Source organism: Geobacillus sp. Y412MC52, from assembly GCF_000174795.2.
GTDB classification, from domain to species: domain Bacteria; phylum Bacillota; class Bacilli; order Bacillales; family Anoxybacillaceae; genus Geobacillus; species Geobacillus thermoleovorans.
This window is the reverse complement of record NC_014915.1, coordinates 3,397,234-3,414,623: the sequence shown is the minus strand read 5'-3', so window position 1 is coordinate 3,414,623 and position 17,390 is coordinate 3,397,234. Positions and strand designations below refer to the sequence as shown.

The window sequence follows — 17,390 nt, the reverse complement described above, 5'->3', positions numbered from 1 at the left end:
AGGCAACGAAGCGCAGATGGGTGCGAAAGAAGGTGCCCTTGAGAGATGCCAGAACCCTTCTTTCGCATGCACATATACATGTCTGGCTGTTGCTGCTTCCGGGTGCCGCGACGGTTGCTGAATGGATTGGAACCGGCATCGCGGAGGCCGGATTGTGGCGGTTGGATCGTTACAATCGGATATAGGCCAGCCGCTCGTTCGCTTCCTCGACGTCAAAGGCATCAGGGTCAAAATCTTCACCTTTCATGTCGTACATCCAGTCCACCAGCTCGCGCAATTCGGGGTCGGCAAGAGAGTCTTTTTGCGCCGCCGCTTCCAGCAGCTCCAGGTAGCCATAGACGCCGCCGCAATCCTCGGGAGGGCACGCCCGTTTTCCTTTCAGGCAAGCGGCGCGTTCCAACGGTTTTGGGAGTGTTTCAATCTTTTCAACGGTGACGGTATGGCGCCAGTAGTCGCCAAAATCGTAAATATATAGAAACTTTTGTTTTTCTTCCGTCAGCCATTGCTGTAATGGGATGCGGCGGGCGTCCATCAGTTCTTTTTCCAACTGAAACGAATCCCAGCCGTCAGGGATGCCGATGAGAACGCTTCCGAAATCGAATTCGTATAAATGGGCTTGTTCCCATCCCATCGCTTCTTGGATGATGAGATGAAGCTCGTGAAATGTCGCATGTCCGGGAACAAGGACGCGCCGCCAAATCGGCGGGCGGATGCCGTTTAATGTGATTTTCAGCTGGTAGGCTGTTTTGGACCGCCGCCGTTTGGAAGGGGGTGCGCTCTTTGGCGCCTCAACCCATCTGCCGTGTGGACGGTCCCGCTCTGTCGGATGGAACATGGCAGACAATTCGTCGATCAGTTTAGCAAGATTGTCGGGGTTCATAGCCCTCGTCTCCTTTCGGATAAACGTTTTGTATAATAGTAGTTTATCCTGTCCATAGTAGAATTTAAACATTATTGATGGAAATATTGAAAAAAGAAAGATGGGAGGGGAGGATGACGCATGTCGATCGGCCGGAATGACCCATGCCCGTGTGGAAGTGGGAAAAAGTATAAGAAGTGTTGCATGAACAAACAGCAAAAGCATGAAATCAAACGGGTGCGGCAGCGCCGCTTTTTTGACCCAAAATATGAGCTGTCGCAAATGGTGCAGCGGTTTTTGGATGAATCGCTGTCTTACAACGAACAAACAGCAGTGAGACGGTCGTTTCGCCAAAAAATAGGGCAAATGAAGCATCGGCAAGAGCTGGAATGGTTTGAAACACTTTGGTACTTGTTCATTCATTCACCGTTTTCCCAATGGAATGCGCGGCATTGAATGGTTCCAGCGCGACAAAAGACACCGTCTCCCGTTGGAGCACGGAGCGCTTTTGGCGCTTCTGCGTGTTTCTTCATGGGGGCGGCTTATCCATTCGGATATCGAGCAGAGAAGCGATGGTGGTATGTCGGCCGTAGCTGGATGGTTCGACTGGGTTGCGCGTTGTGGCTGCTGTCGTGTGAAGAGGCATTATGCAGAAAAAGGAGAGCCGTTGTCGGTTGATGGATGCCGCCTCGCTAGTTTTGTCGAGCGGTTTTCCGAAGCGGCAGACAGGAAATTCCCCGTTGTGCGCGAACGATATAGTAGACAAATTGGGGACAACGGGGGAGGGAATGCGCATGAGGCGAGGGACATGGCTCGCCCTGTCGTTTTGTTTGCTATGGCTGGCTGCGGCTGCCTGGCCGGTGGGGGCGAAAGGGGAAAAGGAAATGGAGGAAACGAAGCGTCTGGCTGTGGTGACGGCGGATCGCGTGAATGTCCGCCAAGGGCCGGGAGTGCCGTATCGTCCATTGGCGAACGTCCACCGGGGCGAAGTGTACCGGTTGGTGGACATGAAAGATGGTTGGGTGAAAATTGAATGGGAGAAAAATCGAACCGGGTGGCTCGCTGCGCGGTACGTCGCGTTGGCAAAAGAGACGGCCGTCGTGCAAGAAAACCAACTCCGCCTTCGACAAGAACCGAGCCGAGATGGGCGAATTATTGGGCATTTGGCGCGGGGAGAAACGGTATGGGTCATCAAGGAAGATGGGGAATGGACGGAAGTGATCGCAGACGGTGCGATCGGCTGGGTGTCTTCAGCATACCTCACTGCGGCTCGGGAGTCATCGATTTCGCATCAAACCGGAATCGTCAACGCCAGTTCGCTCAACGTTCGGGCTGAGCCGTCATTGAAGGCAGCGCGCGTCGGACGCCTTGTCCGTGGTGAAGAGGTCGAGATTGTAGAAAAGAAACCGGGATGGTACAAAATTGCCTCCCCAACAGGGCTTGATGGCTGGGTTTCGTCCGCGTATGTGCAGGTAAAGGGTGGACAAGCCAATGAAAAGGAAGCGGAAGCGTCCCTGTCGGCTGACCGCTCGCTGCTTTCCATCATCGCGCCTAGCGACTCGCGCCTTTATGTAGACAGCTGGACGCGCGGTCCTGTTCAGGCGCTGGCCGGAAAAACGATCGTTCTTGACGCTGGCCACGGAGGCAAAGACGGCGGGGCCCAAAGTGCCGATGGCATCAAGGAAAAGGAGTTGACGTTGGAAACCGCCAAGCTTCTGAAAAACAAGCTGCAATCTTACGGCGCCCGCGTCGTGCTGACGCGCTCCAGCGATGAGTATGTGCCGCTGTCCGCGCGCGTGGCGATGGCGCGTCTGTATCAAGCGGATGCGTTTATCAGCCTTCATTATGACAGCGCAGACGACCAGCAGGCAAGCGGCATCACCGTTTATTACTACGACCGTTTTGCCGATTACGGCTTAGCGCAATCATTCGAAGACTCGCTTTCCCGATTGGCCGCACTGCCTTTCCGCGGCGTTGCGTTTGGCGACTATTACGTGCTGCGGGAAAACGACAGACCGTCTGTATTGCTTGAGCTCGGCTATGTAAGCAACCGCACAGATGCGGCGACGGTGACAACAGACGGCTATCAAGAAGCAGTGACGATCGCGATCGCGGATGCGGTTCGGCATTATTTTGAATAAGAAATGATCGTGGAGAAATCGTTGATCGGCGGTTTGTGCGGTTTTGCGATTGATTGGCTGTCAAGAAGCAAACGGAAACACGCCGCGCAACCGGGGGGTGGCTCCTCCCGGTTTTCTTTTGTTTGCAGAGCACAACCGGTGGACTCAGCGGTTAGGCGAAAACAATGAAAATCCCCAGGCGATTCGATATAATGAGAACAAGCGACGATAGCGCAATGGATCGAAAAGGTGTGATGAACCGTGAAAATCGCGATTGCCGGGGCGGGGTATGTTGGGCTTGTGACCGCCGCCTGCTTGGCTGATAAAGGTCATGATGTCATATGCGTGGATGTCAATGAGGAAAAAATTCGGCGGTTGAATGAAGGAATCGTCCCCATTTATGAACCGGGGCTCGAACCGCTCATCCAACGGAACAGCGCCCGCCTTCGCTTTACCACAGACGATGCGGAAGCGTATCGATGGGCGGAAGTGATCATGGTCGCGGTCGGCACCCCGCCGTTGCCGGATGGTTCTGTGCAGCTTGACGCCGTTTGGAAGGCGCTCGGCCGCATTGCGATGGCGGTGGAGCGCGACTGCCTTGTGGCCATCAAATCGACCGTGCCAGTCGGTACGGGAGACGAAGCGGCTCGCTTTTTGGCGGAACACGGACGCGGCGGGGTGCGTATCGACATTGTGTCCAACCCGGAGTTTTTGTCACAAGGAACGGCGGTACGCGACACATTGCAAGCGCCGCGCATTGTGTTAGGCGTCGAATCGGAGAGAGCTGAGCGGATGATGAAGGACCTCTACGCCCCGTTTGCGCTCCCGTACGTCGTGACGGACCGGAGAAGCGCTGAGATGATCAAGTACGCGGCCAATGTGTTTTTGGCGTTGAAAATTTCCTACATCAACGAGATCGCCAACGTATGCGAGTTGGTAGGCGCTGATATTCAGGCGGTGGCGGAAGGAATCGGCATGGATCCGCGCATCGGCCGCCGCTTTTTGCGCGCAGGCGTCGGGTATGGAGGCTCATGCCTGCCGAAAGATGCGAGCGCGCTTTATTCGTTGGCGGCTTCCCACGGCTATTCGCTCAAAACGGTATGGGCGGCAATGGACGTCAATGAAAAACAGAAATGGAAACTGTTCGAGAAAGCGCGCGCCCACCTTGGTGTGTTCAGCGATCGAACAGCGGCCGTGCTTGGCGCCGCATTCAAGCCGGGCACCGATGATGTGCGCGAATCGCCGGCATTGGCGAACATCGAACGGCTCATTGCTGAAGGGGCCGCCGTGCGCGTCTGGGACCCAGCCGCTCTCGAACATGTCGCCCGCCGTTTTGGCGATGCGGTCACTTGTTGCCAGACGATCGAGGAAGCCATTCGCGGCGCGGATGTTTGTTTCATTTTCACCGAATGGCCGGCTGTGCTGCAATTTGACCTTCACCGCTACAAGACGCTGATGAAAACACCGGTTGTGGTGGATGGGCGGAATTGCTACGACCCGAAGGCGGCAGAAGCCGCCGGCTTGATCTACGAGTCGATCGGGCGGCCGGTGGGGCATAGGCAGTTGAAAGTGGATCGGGCTGTTGACGTTTTCCAGTGCGCCTCAGCTGCCTTTTTCCACAAACAAAGTGAATAGGGATGACGCTTAATTGTCCCGTTCGCATCGCCACGACGGCTTTTTTGTAAAAAAGGGAATAAGGCGGTCTGTCCGTTCGATGGAAGTGGGATAGTAGACATGCCGGCGGGCGCGGGGCATCAATCGCCGTTTCAAAGAAAGAGAAGGTTAGGTTTCCAGTGGTTTTATGGAAAAACGTGGGGTCGCGGCCCGCCACTTTGAAAGCGGAGACAGGTGGGGAAGAGAGCCGCTGAAGAAGCGGTCTTTTCCGACCGCTATGGGCAGGCGACAAAAGGAGGTGAATCCATGCCAACCATCACACTAAAGCTGGAACTGCACAAACCAACGAAAGTCAAACAAGACATGTACGAACGGATGACAGAAGTGAATACCGCGTTTGCGAATTGGCTGTTGAATCATCCCGAGCTGAATCAAGCGACGAGCAAAATATTTAAAGAGTTTTCGTCGCAGCGGTTTCCTTCCGCCGTCGTGAATCAAACGATTCGAGAAGTGAAGTCCCAAAAGAAAAACCAGAAAACAAAGAAGTTTCGAACATTCTGGTGTTGCTTTAACAATCAAAACGTGAAGGTGGAAAAGAAAGGAGCGTTCTACACGGTTTCTTTCCCCACACTGGAGAAGCGAATTGGCGTGCCGGTCGTCACGCGCCCCTATCAAGAAGCATGGCTGAATCGGCTGATTAATGGAACTGCCAAACAAGGGGCCGCCAAGCTCTACAAAAAGAGAACGAAATGGTACTTGGCGATCGCGATCACCTTTGAAGTCAAGCCGCGGCACGAAACAAAGGTGATGGGGGTTGACCTTGGGCTTCGCTATATCGCCGTGGCCAGCGTGGGAACGAAATCGTTGTTTTTCAAAGGGAACCAATGCGCCTTCATTCGCCGACGATATGCGGCTTTGCGGCGAACGTTGGGCCAAGCGAAGAAGCTCCAGATGATTCGCAAAATCGGCCGCAAAGAGTCCCGCTGGATGAAGGACCAAAATCACAAAATCAGCCGTCAAATCGTGAATTTTGCGCTCGCCAACGGTGTTGGCGTGATTCGGATGGAAGCGTTGACGGGGATTCGCAAGCGAGCAAAATCGGCCAAAGAAGCGGGGCGAAGCCTTCATTCTTGGGCGTTTCATCAACTGCAAACGATGATTGCCTATAAAGCCGAAATGGCGGGCATTCGGGTCGAGTGGGTGAAGCCGACCTACACGAGCCAAACGTGTAAATGCGGACATCGGGAAAAGGGAAATCGTCATGGCATCCACTTCCAATGCAAAAAATGTGGATATACGATTCATGCCGATCTGAATGGCGCAATCAACATCGCCAAAGCGATTTCGGGCTTCGCCGCCTAGCGCACTGGTCAAAGGTGCGCCGCCCATCGGGGTACACTCTAACCCGATGGGACGGGGTGATGACACACCCCTGAACTTGGGCGTTGTCTGAACCAGAAATGGATGAGGACGCGAACGACCCAAGAATCCCACGCCCTTTAGGCGTGTGGAGTGTCAAATGCGGATTGTGCCGCGCAGCGCCTGCCGGATTTTAAACCAATTGGAGAACGTGGGCCTTGCCGAAGTGGCCGGGGAGACAAACCCGTATCCGCGCGGGCGTCCGCGCAAAGTATACCGCATTTTCTTATAATCGCTCGATCAGCTTCTGCCTTTAGCGCCAGGCAGAAGTTTTTTGTTGTCTTGAAGACGTTTTTATTATTTGTATTATTGAAAATTTCCTCTGTTTCCATTATAATTAAGGACATATCCGAAAATTATCCGTAATTGGCGTGAGGGGGAGGATAGCTTGATTCAAGGGGAACGTCTTTGGCAACGGCTCATGGAACTAGGGGAGGTCGGCAAGAAACCAAGCGGCGGCGTCACGCGCCTCTCGTTCACTGCTGAAGAGCGGAGGGCCAAAGATCTCGTCGCTTCCTACATGCGCGAAGCCGGGCTTTTCGTATATGAAGACGCGGCTGGCAACTTGATCGGACGGAAAGAAGGGGCGAATCCGGATGCCCCGGTCGTCCTTGTTGGATCTCATCTCGATTCGGTTTACAACGGCGGTTGCTTTGATGGACCGCTCGGGGTGTTGGCCGGCGTGGAAGTTGTTCAGGCGATGAACGAGCACGGGGTTGTGACGCACCATCCAATTGAAGTAGTGGCGTTTACGGACGAAGAAGGAGCGCGCTTTCGTTTCGGCATGGTCGGCAGCCGCGCGATGGCGGGGACGTTGCCTCCGGAAGCGCTCGAGTGCCGCGACGCGGAAGGGATTTCCCTCGCTGAAGCGATGAAACAGGCGGGGCTTGACCCGGACCGCTTGCCGCAGGCAGCACGAAAACCAGGAACGGTGAAAGCCTATGTCGAACTGCACATCGAACAAGGACGGGTGCTGGAGGAGGCTGGTCTTCCAGTTGGCATCGTCACTGGCATCGCCGGTCTGATTTGGGTGAAATTTACCATCGAAGGAAAGGCAGAACATGCCGGCGCCACGCCGATGTCATTGCGGCGCGACCCGATGGCGGCGGCCGCCCAGATCATCACAGTGATCGAAGAGGAAGCAAGACGAACAGGGACAACGGTCGGTACTGTAGGACAGTTGCATGTATATCCGGGCGGTATTAATGTCATTCCGGAACGGGTCGAATTTGTGCTCGATTTGCGCGACTTGAAGGCTGAGGTGCGCGATCAAGTATGGAATGACATAGCCGCGCGGGCAGAGACGATCGCCAAGGAGCGGAACGTTCGCCTCACGACCGAGCGGCTGCAAGAAATGGCGCCGGTGCTATGTTCCGATGAGGTGAAGCGCGCGGCGGAGGCGGCGTGCCAAAAACTTGGCTGCCCGTCGTTTTGGCTGCCGAGCGGCGCAGCCCATGACGGCGTACAGTTGGCTCCGATTTGCCCGATCGGGATGATTTTTGTCCGCTCCCAAGACGGGGTGAGCCATAGTCCGGCGGAATGGAGTACTAAAGAAGACTGCGCCGCTGGAGCAGAGGTGCTTTATCATACGGTGTGGCAACTGGCCCAAGGGGAATAACGAAAAAGACAAACGAACAGGGGGAGACTATGGATGACAAAGGAAGAAATCAAACGGCTCGTCGATGAAGTGAAAACGGACGTCATCGCCTGGCGCCGCCACTTGCATGCCCATCCCGAATTGTCGTTCCAGGAAGAGAAAACGGCGCAATTTGTGTACGAGACGCTGCAATCATTCGGCCATCTTGAGTTGTCGCGGCCGACGAAAACGAGCGTCATGGCGCGGCTCATTGGCCAACAGCCAGGCCGAGTCGTCGCCATTCGCGCGGATATGGACGCATTGCCGATTCAAGAGGAAAACACGTTTGAATTTGCCTCCAAAAACCCAGGCGTCATGCATGCGTGCGGGCATGACGGCCATACGGCGATGCTTTTGGGGGCAGCGAAAATTTTCGCCCAGCTTCGCGATCAAATTCATGGCGAGATTCGCTTTTTGTTCCAACACGCGGAAGAATTGTTCCCCGGCGGGGCCGAGGAGATGGTGCAAGCTGGCGTCATGGACGGGGTGGACGTCGTCATCGGCACTCACCTTTGGTCGCCGCTTGAGCGCGGAAAAATCGGCATTGTGTATGGACCGATGATGGCCGCACCCGACCGCTTTTTCATCCGCATCATCGGCAAAGGCGGCCATGGAGCGATGCCGCACCAAACGATCGATGCGATCGCCATCGGGGCGCAAGTCGTGACGAACTTGCAGCACATCGTCTCGCGCTATGTCGACCCGCTCGAGCCGCTTGTTGTGTCCGTGACACAATTTGTGGCGGGTACGGCGCATAATGTCTTGCCTGGGGAGGTCGAAATCCAAGGGACAGTGCGCACGTTCGATGAGACGCTGCGGCGCACGGTGCCGCAATGGATGGAGCGCATTGTCAAAGGGATCACCGAAGCGCACGGCGCCTCGTATGAGTTTCAATTTGACTACGGCTACCGCCCGGTCATTAACTACGATGAAGTGACCCGCGTCATGGAAGAAACGGCGCGCGAGCTGTTCGGCGAAGAGGCAGTGGTCCGCTTGAAACCGAACATGGGCGGCGAAGATTTCTCCGCCTTTTTGCAAAAAGCGCCCGGCAGCTTTTTCTACGTCGGTGCGGGCAATGTAGAAAAAGGCATCGTTTACCCGCACCACCACCCGCGCTTTACGATTGACGAAGACGCGCTTGAGATCGGCGTGCAAATGTTTGTCGCGGCGACGTTGAAACTGTTGGCGGGGGCGGAATAGCTGTTTTCGCTTGACATATCCAAGGAGGGAGAGAAGATGAAAAGCATCCGTTGGTTAATGATTGTCCCATTTATCGGCATGCTCGGCGGCGTTCCTTTTGTGAATCAAGTGACTCCGTACGTGTTTGGCATGCCGTTGCTTCTCTTTTGGCTGGTCGCTTGGGTGATCGCCACTTCGGTTATCATGGCTATCGTGTATCGTTTTGACCCTGCGGTGAAGGAGGATGAGCAGACATGAACTCGGCCTTAGTGATGATTTTTGCTTTCTTGTTGCTGTCTCTTTATCTAGGGGTGCAGGCGCGAAAAGGAAAAGACATGAATTTGGAGCAATGGACCGTCGGTGGGCGCGGATTTGGCACGGTTTTCGTTTTCCTCCTGATGGCCGGTGAAATTTACACAACGTTCACGTTCCTTGGCGGAAGCGGTTGGGCCTATGGAAAAGGGGGGCCGACGTTTTACATCATTGCCTACGGCTGCCTGGCCTATGTGTTATCGTATTGGATGCTTCCGAAAGTATGGAAGTACGCGAAAGAACACCGATTGATGTCCCAATCGGACTTTTTCGCCCGCAAGTACAACAGCCCGATGTTAGGTGTGCTCGTAGCGCTTGTTGGGGTGGTGGCGCTCATTCCGTATTTAGTATTGCAACTCAAAGGGTTGGGCATCATCGTTTCCCAAGCTTCCTACGGTACGATTCCCCCGACTGCCGCTATTTGGATCGGGTTGTTGGCAGTAACCGTCTACGTGATGATTTCAGGCATTCACGGTTCGGCATGGACAGCGGTTGTGAAAGACATTATGATTTTGGTGGTGGCCGTCTTTTTAGGGATCTATCTTCCGTTCCATTATTATGGTGGGATTCAATCGATGTTTGAGGCGGTTGAGCAGGCAAAACCTGGCTTTTTAACGTTGCCGGACAAAGGCATGAGCATCTCATGGTTTATTTCGACAGTGTTGCTGACGGCACTCGGATTCTATATGTGGCCGCACACGTTCGGGTCGATTTATTCGGCGAAAAGCGCCAATGTTTTTCGGAAAAATGCGATTGTTTTGCCGATTTACCAACTCGTGTTGCTGTTTGTCTTTTTCGTCGGTTTTGCCGCGATTTTGCAAGTGCCGGGGTTGCAAGGGTCGGATGCCGATTTGGCGTTGTTGAAATTGTCAGTCCAAACGTTTGATCCTTGGGTGGTCGGATTGATTGGCGCCGCTGGGTTGCTCACGGCCATGGTGCCAGGGTCGATGATTTTAATGACAGCATCAACCCTGTTGGCGAAAAACGTGTACCAAGTGATTGTGCCGTCTGCTACAGATGAGCAAGTCGCGAAACTGGCGAAATACCTCGTCCCGATCATCGCTCTCGTCTCCTTGTACTTTACGTTCCGGGGCGGGGATACGATCGTGGCGTTGCTTCTGATGGGGTACAGCCTTGTCACCCAACTGTTCCCATCGTTTGTGCTCAGTTTGACGAAGCAAAACTTTGTCACGAAGCAAGGGGCGTTTGCCGGCATTTTAGCTGGTGTAGCCACCGTAGCGTATATTAACTTGTCAGGTAGCAGCGTCGGCACCATGTTTCCATCGTTGCCGCAAGCCGTGCAAGATTTGAACGTTGGCATTGTCGCTTTGATTGTCAACACTGTCGTGACAGTTGTGGTGAGTTGGATTCCGTTTGGCCCAGTTACGGTGAAAGAAGGAAAACGGGTGATGTAGGAAAAAAGCTTTATTTTCCTTCACGGGATAGGAAAGAAAGTGGAAAAGAGTAGGCATAAGCGGGCGTGCTTGTGCCTTCTTTTTCGTGTAAGATGAAGATGGTTAGGCGATTTTTGCGATTCCGATCATCGCGGTTGAGGCAGAATCCTAGCTGTAAAGAGCGTGGACAAAATCGCCGTCAAGCGTAGCGAAGTAGTCATAATGATGGTATGTTGCAATGGCGTAGTGCAAGGCATCATAGGCTTCGAGCTGAAGGAGTCGCATTTGAGCCAAGGCTAGATCTTGAATGTTGACAAGCATCGATGTATATAGACGCTTGCCCAAAATGTTCATCTATGGCATCTTCATATGTCATCACAAACGACATAATCGGCTACCGTCCTTGTTTGTAGATGTCCACTAATTTTTTGCCAAAGGGAGAAAGTTTGGCTATTTTTTTCCGTAATTCGGCAAATGAAAGATCCTTGTCCGGTTTGTTGGCCTGTTCCGTGCAAGACAGTGTTACCCTCATTTTCGTTTCCAAAGCGGAGGGCATATTGATCACCTCATTGATTCTCCTTTCTAAAAATTATAATGCTGACCGAAAAAAATGTACAGATTTTCCTTTTACTACTATACCCATACCCTTGTTCATGAAAACATAAACTAGGGAGAGAATCTCCCTTAAAAGGGGAATGGGTGAAAGAAAAGAGGGGAACGGAAAAGAAGTCTTCTTTCCAGCCTGTGAGCGAACGATTTTAAAACAATGGTGAAGCAGCTTTCAAAAAAGAAAATGGAAAAATATCACCCTCCCTGTTATGATGATAAAGGGTTTAGCGAACAAGGTGTCTACTTTCGTTTGTTGTTTAGATATCTTGTTTTGTTGGCCAAAAGGTTGTTGGCAGGTGAAACGATGAGAGATTTCCTTTCCCGCTGGCTCCCCGTCATTCTCTGGTGTGTCGTCATTTACACGTTCAGCGAGTCTTCCTGGTTCACTGGGACGAATACGGCACATGTGCTGCAGATGATTTTATCGTACTTGCCGTTTGGCGGCGGGGATGAAGAGGGGTCGTCATTTTTGAACTTTTTGATTCGCAAAGCGGCGCATTTGACCGAGTTTGGCATTTTGGCCGCGCTTGTGTGGCGAGCGCTGTTGCCCAAGCGGTTTGCGTATGCGGGCGCTTGGCTGTTTGCGACGGTGTATGCGGCAACCGACGAGTGGCACCAATCGTTTGAACCAGGGCGGACGGCGACGCCAAAAGATGTGGCGATTGATTCGTGCGGGGCGCTGATTGCGCTTTTGATCGTCTTTGTTTGCCGCTGTTGGGTAAGAACAAAGCATCGTGCGGTCAAACGCGGCGTATAATAGAATAAGCTCTCCCGATGTATCGGCTTAGATGTAAAAGGAAAGAATGGCAAATAACAAGTTTGCGAGAAAAGGGAGAGAGAGTCATGGTCGCGTTTATCGCGGGAATGTTTGTCGGCTCGTTCGTGATGCTCGTCATCATGAGCATGATGGTGGCCGCGAAACGGGCGGATGAAGCGAGCGAACGGTGGAGGGAAAAGTGAGAAGCTTGCAGAGGGACGTTAGGCAATGACCGAACGTCCTAAATTTTCCAAGACATATTGGTTGCTAGGAACAAAAATGATCGAATAAAGATGCACGGTTTGATGCAGGGTGGGCAGTGGCCACTCCCTTGATGAAAGGGGGGGGGCTGCTGGATGATGACTGTTGCGGAGGCGTTGTCGCTAATGATTTCGTTTGCGCCGCTGGTCGTGGCAGTCATTGCGGTATCAAAAGAAAAGCACCCCACCTTGCTCGGCCTAGGTGAGGGTGGGTTACTTCTGCCTGTTTCTGGGCCACTGCACTTCTTGTAGCAACCGTGCGTGTTGGTCAGGGCATTGGCGGTTGCCAATGTCCTGTTTTGTATCGTATGCTTTTCTATTCTTATTACAACCATGTTCTTGGGAAATCACAACACGGCTCACATGGAAAAGAGCGTATACATGGCGGAGGATCAGCGCAAAAAATAGCTTGATGGCGCACAAAAAATAGGATATACTATGTGTAACCGGTTACACATAGACAGAAAAGAAGGAATCGAACATGGCAACGATTCGTGATGTGGCAAAGCGTGCAGGTGTCTCCGTCGCCACCGTTTCGCGGGTGTTAAATCAAAATGGATATGTTAATGAGGAAACGGAAAGACGGGTTAGACAGGCGATGGAAGAGCTCAATTATAAACCGAATGAAGTGGCGAGAGCTCTGTTTAAAAAAACATCGAAAACAGTCGGACTCATTGTCCCTGATATTACCAATCCGTTCTTTCCCGAGCTCGTGCGCGCGGTGGAAGATGTGATGAATATTTATGACTATACGGTCATTCTATGCAATTCCGATGAGAAAGTAGAAAAAGAACGAGAATACATCGAAGTGTTAAAGCAAAAATATGTGGACGGCGTCATTTTGACCACGAATCAGTTCGCGCCGGAAGAAGTCGAGGAATGGGATGTTCCGATTGTCGTACTCGACCGTCCGCTGCATGAACGTTATCCGTCGGTGGTCGCTGATAATTACGAGGGAGCTCGTTTAGCGACGCGGCATTTGTATGAAGTGGGCTGCCGGCGGATTGCCCATATTCAAGGGCCCACCCACGTGGTGAACGCCATGGAGCGTTTCCGCGGCTATCAAGATGAAATGAAGGAGCTGGGGCTAGGGGATCGCCAGCTCGTCATTCAAGGGAATTACCAGTTGAAGCAGGCGAAAGAAGCGGTGATGGCCGCGTTGGCTGAACATGATATGGACGGGATCTTTGCCGGCAACGACGCGATGGCGGTCGGTGCTTTGAAAGCGGTTCAGCAATGCGGACTGCGGGTTCCGGATGATATTGCGATTATTGGCTACGACGGCATCCCGCTGACGGAAATGACCACGCCTGAACTATCGACCGTGTCTCAGCCTATTTACGAAATGGGGGCCATGGCGGCAAGAATTTTAATTAAACAAATTGAGGGGAAGCCGCTTGAGAAGCTCCATTATCAACTTCCGGTTCAACTTGTGGTGCGGCAGTCGACGTCAAGGAGGGGATTGACTTGAACAAACCAACCATTACGGTGATCGGCAGCATCAACATGGACTTAGTCACTGTGGCGGTGCGCTTTCCCAATCAAGGAGAGACGATTTTAGGCGAACAGTTTCTCACCACTCCTGGCGGCAAAGGGGCGAACCAGGCGGTGGCCGCCGCCCGCCTCGGCGCCGATGTACGGATGATTGGCGCGGTGGGGGATGATGCGTTTGGTCAAGAGCTCATCCGTTCGTTACAAAATGAAGGCGTTTCCGTCGATTATGTGAAACCGGTTACATATGAACATACAGGCATCGCTTCCATTACGATTTCTGAGCGGGACAATCGCATTATTGTCGTCCCCGGGGCGAATCATGCGCTTACGCCGGAGGATCTGGATCCATATGAATCCGTGATCGCCGAAAGCGATGTGTGCTTACTGCAGCTCGAGATTCCGCTTCCCGTTGTGGAACGAGCGGTTTCGATCGCTCATCGCCATGGCGTGCGCGTCATCGTGAACCCAGCTCCAGCCCAGCCGCTGCCGCTCGTGGTGCTTGAGCAGGCGAGTTTCTTGACGCCGAATGAACATGAACGGGCCATTTTGTTTGACAAGATGGACGAAGAAGCGTTTGCCGATAAGCTGATTGTCACCGAAGGGGCAAAAGGGGTGCGCATTTGGCAAGATGGACAAGAACGGCTCATTCCAAGTTTTCACGTTCCCGTCGTGGATACGACGGGCGCGGGCGATACGTTTAACGGTGCGCTTGCCGTGGCGCTGGCGGAAGGGAAGCCGCTTGATGAAGCGTGTCGGTTTGCCAATGCGGCGGCGGCCTTGTCGGTGACGAAACTTGGGGCGCAAGCTGGGATGCCGAGACGGCAAGAGGTCGAATCATTTTTGTCCAGACAGAAGGAGAGTCACTGATGAAAAAACGCGGGATTTTGAATAAAGAATTGAACACGCTGCTTGCCTCGCTCGGGCACACCGATACGATCGTGATTGCCGATTGCGGGCTGCCAATTCCGAATGAACAGGCGCGCATCGACTTGTCTCTCGTCAAAGGGTTCCCTCCCTTTTTATCCGTATTGGATGCGGTTATGGATGAGTTGGAAACTGAAGCGGTTGTACTAGCCGAGGAGATCAAAGACGAGAATCCGGATCTATATGAACGCATCAAACAAAGGATGGATGGCGTGCCTGTGCAGTTTGTTCCCCACGAACAATTCAAAGCGATGACGAAGCAGGCGAAAGCAGTGATTCGCACAGGGGAGGCAACTCCCTATGCCAATATCATTCTGCGTTCCGGTGTAAGTTTTTCATAGAAAGATTTCTGAAGGAAAAGGAGGGCAGAAGCGATGAGGCCCTTGATTGAAATGCGGTCGATTCAAAAATCGTTTGGCGCCAATATCGTTCTGAATGGCGTTGATTTTGAAGTGCTTCCTGGAGAAGTGCATGCGTTGATGGGAGAGAACGGAGCGGGGAAATCGACGCTCATCAAGGTGTTGACCGGCATTTATGAGCGGGATGGGGGAACGATTGTTGTCAACGGGAGCGAAGTGCATTACCGTCATCCGAAAGAGGCGGAACGCGACGGGATTGTCGTGATTCATCAAGAGTTGAACGTCATTCCAACATTGACGGTGGCCGAAAACATTTTTCTTGGCCGCGAGCCGAAAATCGGGAGAACGGGTGTCATTCGTTATAAAGAAATGGAGCAACAGGCCGCTTCCTATTTGCGGAGATTAGGGATGGACCTTGACCCACGAGAACTCGCCGGTCGGTTGTCTGTCGGAAAACAGCAAATGATCGAAATTGCCAGGGCCATTTCGACGAATGCGAAGTGCCTTATTATGGATGAACCGACAGCGGCGCTGACGGAACGGGAAATTCAGGCTTTATTTTCTGTCATTCGCACATTGACGCAGCAAGGCGTCGCGATCGTGTACATTTCCCATCGGATGGAAGAGATTTTTACCATTTGCGACCGGATTTCGGTTCTCCGCGATGGCCAGTTCATCGGAACGAAACGAGTAAAGGAAACGAACTTCGATGAAATTGTTCAAATGATGGTCGGCAGGCAAATTGGGGAACGCTTTCCAAAACGGCGCGCCACGATCGGAGAAGAACGGCTGCGCGTAGAGCGGCTCACGAAAAAAGGGTTGTTTGAGAATGTATCGTTTTCCGTGCGAGCCGGTGAAGTGCTTGGTGTGGCGGGACTGATGGGATCAGGGCGAACCGAGATCATGGAAGCGATTTTCGGAGCCAGGCCATTCGATGAAGGAGACATCTATATCGACGGGCGCCCTGTGCGCATCCGTTCTCCGCGCCAAGCCGTCGAACATGGCATCGCCATGATTACCGAAGACCGAAAGCAAAAAGGACTCGTCCTCGAGATGAGCGTCCATGAGAATTTGACCTTGCCGAAGTTGGAACAATTAGCAACAGCGGGATTCATCCAGTCATCGAAAGAACGGGACGTGGTGTTGACATACATTCATCTGTTGAATATTAAAGCCTCTTCCCCAGATTTACCCGTGAAAGCATTGAGCGGCGGGAATCAACAAAAAGTCGTATTCGGCAAATGGCTGGCGATGAACCCGCGCATCCTCATTTTGGATGAACCGACTCGCGGCGTGGATGTCGGAGCAAAGAAAGAGATTTATGAAGTGATCAATGAATTGGCCGCCCAAGGCGTCGCGATCATTATGATCTCTTCTGAACTGCCGGAAGTATTGGGCATGAGCGACCGCGTCATGGTCGTCCATGAAGGGAAAGTGCAAGCGATTTTGGAAAACGACGGGTTGGATCAAGAAACCATCATGCGGGCGGCGACAGGGGGGAATCGATGATGGAAGCAAAGCGAAAATGGGATGTGAAAAAACTAGGGCCTCTCATCGGATTGTTTCTGCTATGCATCGTGCTTTCCATATTGAGCAATGACTTTTTGACAATGGACAACTGGCTCAATCTTCTGCGGCAAGTATCGATTAACGCGCTCATCGCCTTTGGCATGACGTTTGTCATTTTAACGGGAGGCATTGATTTATCCGTCGGTTCGGTGTTGGCGTTATCAAGCGCTATCACAGCAGGAATGATGACGCAAGGAATTAATGGTTTTGTCGCTATACTGGTGGGCCTATTAGCGGGTATGGTAATGGGAGCGTTGAATGGGGTGATCATCACTAAAGGAAAAGTGGCTCCTTTTATCGCTACGCTGGCGACCATGACGGCGTTTCGCGGCTTGACTCTCGTTTACACGGACGGCCGCCCGATTACAGGGTTTGCGTCTGATGACATCCTGTTTCAGATGATGGGGCGCGGTTATTTCTTCGGCATTCCCGTACCTATTATATTGATGCTCATGGTCTATATCGCTTTGTATGTGGTATTGAAAAAGACTACATTTGGCCGCCATACGTACGCGGTTGGCGGGAACGAAGAAGCGAGCCGTCTATCAGGACTTGGCGTCGATCGACTCAAAATCTATGTGTATGCGCTGACAGGGGCGTTATCTGCTTTGGCGGGTCTCATTTTAACTTCCCGTTTGAATTCTGCGCAGCCGACAGCGGGAACGGCGTACGAGTTGGATGCCATTGCGGCCGTTGTCTTAGGAGGCACTAGTTTGTCAGGAGGAAAAGGTTGGATTTTTGGCACGCTAGTGGGCGCCTTGATTATCGGGGTATTGAACAATGGATTGAATTTGCTCAATGTGTCGTCGTTTTACCAGCAAGTCATCAAAGGAGCGGTCATTCTTCTTGCGGTGCTGTTAGACCGCCGCAAAGAAGCATGATAGA

Annotated in this window: 18 protein-coding genes and 2 pseudogenes; 18 read left to right on the top strand and 2 right to left on the bottom strand. The window is 52.7% G+C overall.

The genetic code is table 11. The annotated features are described in order from the left end of the window. Window positions 1-169: 169 nt before the first annotated feature. Complete coding sequence (locus tag GYMC52_RS16875; protein ID WP_011232727.1) at window positions 170-880, bottom strand: plasmid pRiA4b ORF-3 family protein; 711 nt, start codon at window positions 878-880, stop codon at window positions 170-172. Between the two features lie 120 nt (window positions 881-1,000). On the opposite strand from GYMC52_RS16875, the pseudogene GYMC52_RS20315 reads away from it, so the two are divergent. From GYMC52_RS20315 to GYMC52_RS16835, 10 genes and pseudogenes are all read left to right on the top strand, one after another. Then, window positions 1,001-1,045, top strand: a pseudogene (locus GYMC52_RS20315) (SEC-C metal-binding domain-containing protein); the annotation flags it as partial. 18 nt (window positions 1,046-1,063) lie between these two features. Then, window positions 1,064-1,315, top strand: a complete 252-nt coding sequence (locus tag GYMC52_RS16870) for a zinc chelation protein SecC (RefSeq protein WP_230982776.1) — start codon at window positions 1,064-1,066, stop codon at window positions 1,313-1,315. 338 nt (window positions 1,316-1,653) lie between these two features. Beyond that, the gene (locus GYMC52_RS16865) at window positions 1,654-3,000 is read left to right on the top strand and encodes an N-acetylmuramoyl-L-alanine amidase (RefSeq protein ID WP_013524753.1); all 1,347 of its coding nucleotides are present in this window, start codon (window positions 1,654-1,656) and stop codon (window positions 2,998-3,000) included. Between the two features lie 240 nt (window positions 3,001-3,240). Continuing rightward, window positions 3,241-4,614, top strand: coding sequence for a UDP-glucose dehydrogenase family protein (locus GYMC52_RS16860; RefSeq protein WP_013524752.1), 1,374 nt, complete (start codon window positions 3,241-3,243; stop codon window positions 4,612-4,614). A 285-nt stretch (window positions 4,615-4,899) separates the two neighbouring features. Beyond that, on the top strand, window positions 4,900-5,955 hold the full coding sequence (locus GYMC52_RS16855; protein ID WP_013524751.1) for an RNA-guided endonuclease TnpB family protein: 1,056 nt from the start codon (window positions 4,900-4,902) through the stop codon (window positions 5,953-5,955). Window positions 5,956-6,112: 157 nt separating this feature from the next. Further along, window positions 6,113-6,244 (top strand): annotated as a pseudogene (locus GYMC52_RS20245) (hypothetical protein); the annotation flags it as partial. Between the two features lie 156 nt (window positions 6,245-6,400). Continuing rightward, window positions 6,401-7,630, top strand: coding sequence for a Zn-dependent hydrolase (locus GYMC52_RS16850; RefSeq protein WP_013524750.1), 1,230 nt, complete (start codon window positions 6,401-6,403; stop codon window positions 7,628-7,630). Window positions 7,631-7,663: 33 nt separating this feature from the next. Next, on the top strand, window positions 7,664-8,848 hold the full coding sequence (locus GYMC52_RS16845; protein WP_013524749.1) for a M20 family metallopeptidase: 1,185 nt from the start codon (window positions 7,664-7,666) through the stop codon (window positions 8,846-8,848). A gap of 36 nt (window positions 8,849-8,884) precedes the next feature. Beyond that, a complete protein-coding gene (locus tag GYMC52_RS16840) occupies window positions 8,885-9,085 on the top strand; it encodes a DUF3311 domain-containing protein (RefSeq protein ID WP_011232711.1) in 201 nt (66 codons plus the stop codon). Next, on the top strand, window positions 9,082-10,554 hold the full coding sequence (locus tag GYMC52_RS16835; protein WP_013524748.1) for a sodium:solute symporter family protein: 1,473 nt from the start codon (window positions 9,082-9,084) through the stop codon (window positions 10,552-10,554). The genes GYMC52_RS16840 and GYMC52_RS16835 overlap by 4 nt, the downstream gene beginning before the upstream one ends. A 147-nt stretch (window positions 10,555-10,701) precedes the next feature. On the opposite strand, the gene GYMC52_RS16830 is transcribed toward GYMC52_RS16835, so the two are convergent. Continuing rightward, window positions 10,702-10,887, bottom strand: a complete 186-nt coding sequence (locus tag GYMC52_RS16830; RefSeq protein ID WP_041469501.1) for a hypothetical protein — start codon at window positions 10,885-10,887, stop codon at window positions 10,702-10,704. Window positions 10,888-11,446: 559 nt separating this feature from the next. Between GYMC52_RS16830 and GYMC52_RS16825 the strand changes: the two genes are divergently transcribed. The 8 genes from GYMC52_RS16825 to rbsC all read left to right on the top strand — a co-directional run bounded on the left by GYMC52_RS16825 (window position 11,447) and on the right by rbsC (window position 17,386). After that, on the top strand, window positions 11,447-11,899 hold the full coding sequence (locus GYMC52_RS16825) for a VanZ family protein (RefSeq protein WP_013524746.1): 453 nt from the start codon (window positions 11,447-11,449) through the stop codon (window positions 11,897-11,899). An 86-nt stretch (window positions 11,900-11,985) separates the two neighbouring features. Further along, window positions 11,986-12,102 carry a DUF3789 domain-containing protein gene (locus tag GYMC52_RS20095; RefSeq protein ID WP_013146530.1) on the top strand — a complete coding sequence of 39 codons (117 nt, stop codon included), beginning with the start codon at window positions 11,986-11,988 and terminating at the stop codon, window positions 12,100-12,102. A gap of 153 nt (window positions 12,103-12,255) precedes the next feature. After that, window positions 12,256-12,411: a putative holin-like toxin gene (locus GYMC52_RS19850; RefSeq protein ID WP_013524745.1), complete on the top strand. Its 156-nt coding sequence runs from the start codon at window positions 12,256-12,258 to the stop codon at window positions 12,409-12,411. A gap of 229 nt (window positions 12,412-12,640) precedes the next feature. Further along, window positions 12,641-13,630: a LacI family DNA-binding transcriptional regulator gene (locus GYMC52_RS16820; protein ID WP_013524744.1), complete on the top strand. Its 990-nt coding sequence runs from the start codon at window positions 12,641-12,643 to the stop codon at window positions 13,628-13,630. Beyond that, complete coding sequence (gene rbsK / locus GYMC52_RS16815; protein ID WP_013524743.1) at window positions 13,627-14,520, top strand: ribokinase; 894 nt, start codon at window positions 13,627-13,629, stop codon at window positions 14,518-14,520. The genes GYMC52_RS16820 and rbsK overlap by 4 nt, the downstream gene beginning before the upstream one ends. Then, window positions 14,520-14,918, top strand: coding sequence for a D-ribose pyranase (gene rbsD, locus GYMC52_RS16810; RefSeq protein WP_013146526.1), 399 nt, complete (start codon window positions 14,520-14,522; stop codon window positions 14,916-14,918). Before rbsK ends, rbsD begins: the two co-directional genes overlap by 1 nt. Before the next feature lie 33 nt (window positions 14,919-14,951). Next, window positions 14,952-16,445 carry a sugar ABC transporter ATP-binding protein gene (locus tag GYMC52_RS16805; protein ID WP_013524742.1) on the top strand — a complete coding sequence of 498 codons (1,494 nt, stop codon included), beginning with the start codon at window positions 14,952-14,954 and terminating at the stop codon, window positions 16,443-16,445. Then, window positions 16,442-17,386 carry a ribose ABC transporter permease gene (rbsC, locus tag GYMC52_RS16800; RefSeq protein ID WP_013524741.1) on the top strand — a complete coding sequence of 315 codons (945 nt, stop codon included), beginning with the start codon at window positions 16,442-16,444 and terminating at the stop codon, window positions 17,384-17,386. The genes GYMC52_RS16805 and rbsC overlap by 4 nt, the downstream gene beginning before the upstream one ends. The last annotated feature ends 4 nt before the right edge of the window (window positions 17,387-17,390 follow it).

Coding starts and splice junctions, on each gene's coding strand:
- GYMC52_RS16875 (WP_011232727.1), bottom strand. CDS start 880: ATGAACCCCGACAATCTTGCTAAACTGATCGACGAATTGTCTGCCATG.
- GYMC52_RS16870 (WP_230982776.1), top strand. CDS start 1,064: ATGAACAAACAGCAAAAGCATGAAATCAAACGGGTGCGGCAGCGCCGC.
- GYMC52_RS16865 (WP_013524753.1), top strand. CDS start 1,654: ATGAGGCGAGGGACATGGCTCGCCCTGTCGTTTTGTTTGCTATGGCTG.
- GYMC52_RS16855 (WP_013524751.1), top strand. CDS start 4,900: ATGCCAACCATCACACTAAAGCTGGAACTGCACAAACCAACGAAAGTC.
- GYMC52_RS16845 (WP_013524749.1), top strand. CDS start 7,664: ATGACAAAGGAAGAAATCAAACGGCTCGTCGATGAAGTGAAAACGGAC.
- GYMC52_RS16840 (WP_011232711.1), top strand. CDS start 8,885: ATGAAAAGCATCCGTTGGTTAATGATTGTCCCATTTATCGGCATGCTC.
- GYMC52_RS16835 (WP_013524748.1), top strand. CDS start 9,082: ATGAACTCGGCCTTAGTGATGATTTTTGCTTTCTTGTTGCTGTCTCTT.
- GYMC52_RS16830 (WP_041469501.1), bottom strand. CDS start 10,887: ATGAACATTTTGGGCAAGCGTCTATATACATCGATGCTTGTCAACATT.
- GYMC52_RS16825 (WP_013524746.1), top strand. CDS start 11,447: ATGAGAGATTTCCTTTCCCGCTGGCTCCCCGTCATTCTCTGGTGTGTC.
- GYMC52_RS20095 (WP_013146530.1), top strand. CDS start 11,986: ATGGTCGCGTTTATCGCGGGAATGTTTGTCGGCTCGTTCGTGATGCTC.
- GYMC52_RS19850 (WP_013524745.1), top strand. CDS start 12,256: ATGATGACTGTTGCGGAGGCGTTGTCGCTAATGATTTCGTTTGCGCCG.
- GYMC52_RS16820 (WP_013524744.1), top strand. CDS start 12,641: ATGGCAACGATTCGTGATGTGGCAAAGCGTGCAGGTGTCTCCGTCGCC.
- rbsD (WP_013146526.1), top strand. CDS start 14,520: ATGAAAAAACGCGGGATTTTGAATAAAGAATTGAACACGCTGCTTGCC.
- GYMC52_RS16805 (WP_013524742.1), top strand. CDS start 14,952: ATGAGGCCCTTGATTGAAATGCGGTCGATTCAAAAATCGTTTGGCGCC.
- rbsC (WP_013524741.1), top strand. CDS start 16,442: ATGATGGAAGCAAAGCGAAAATGGGATGTGAAAAAACTAGGGCCTCTC.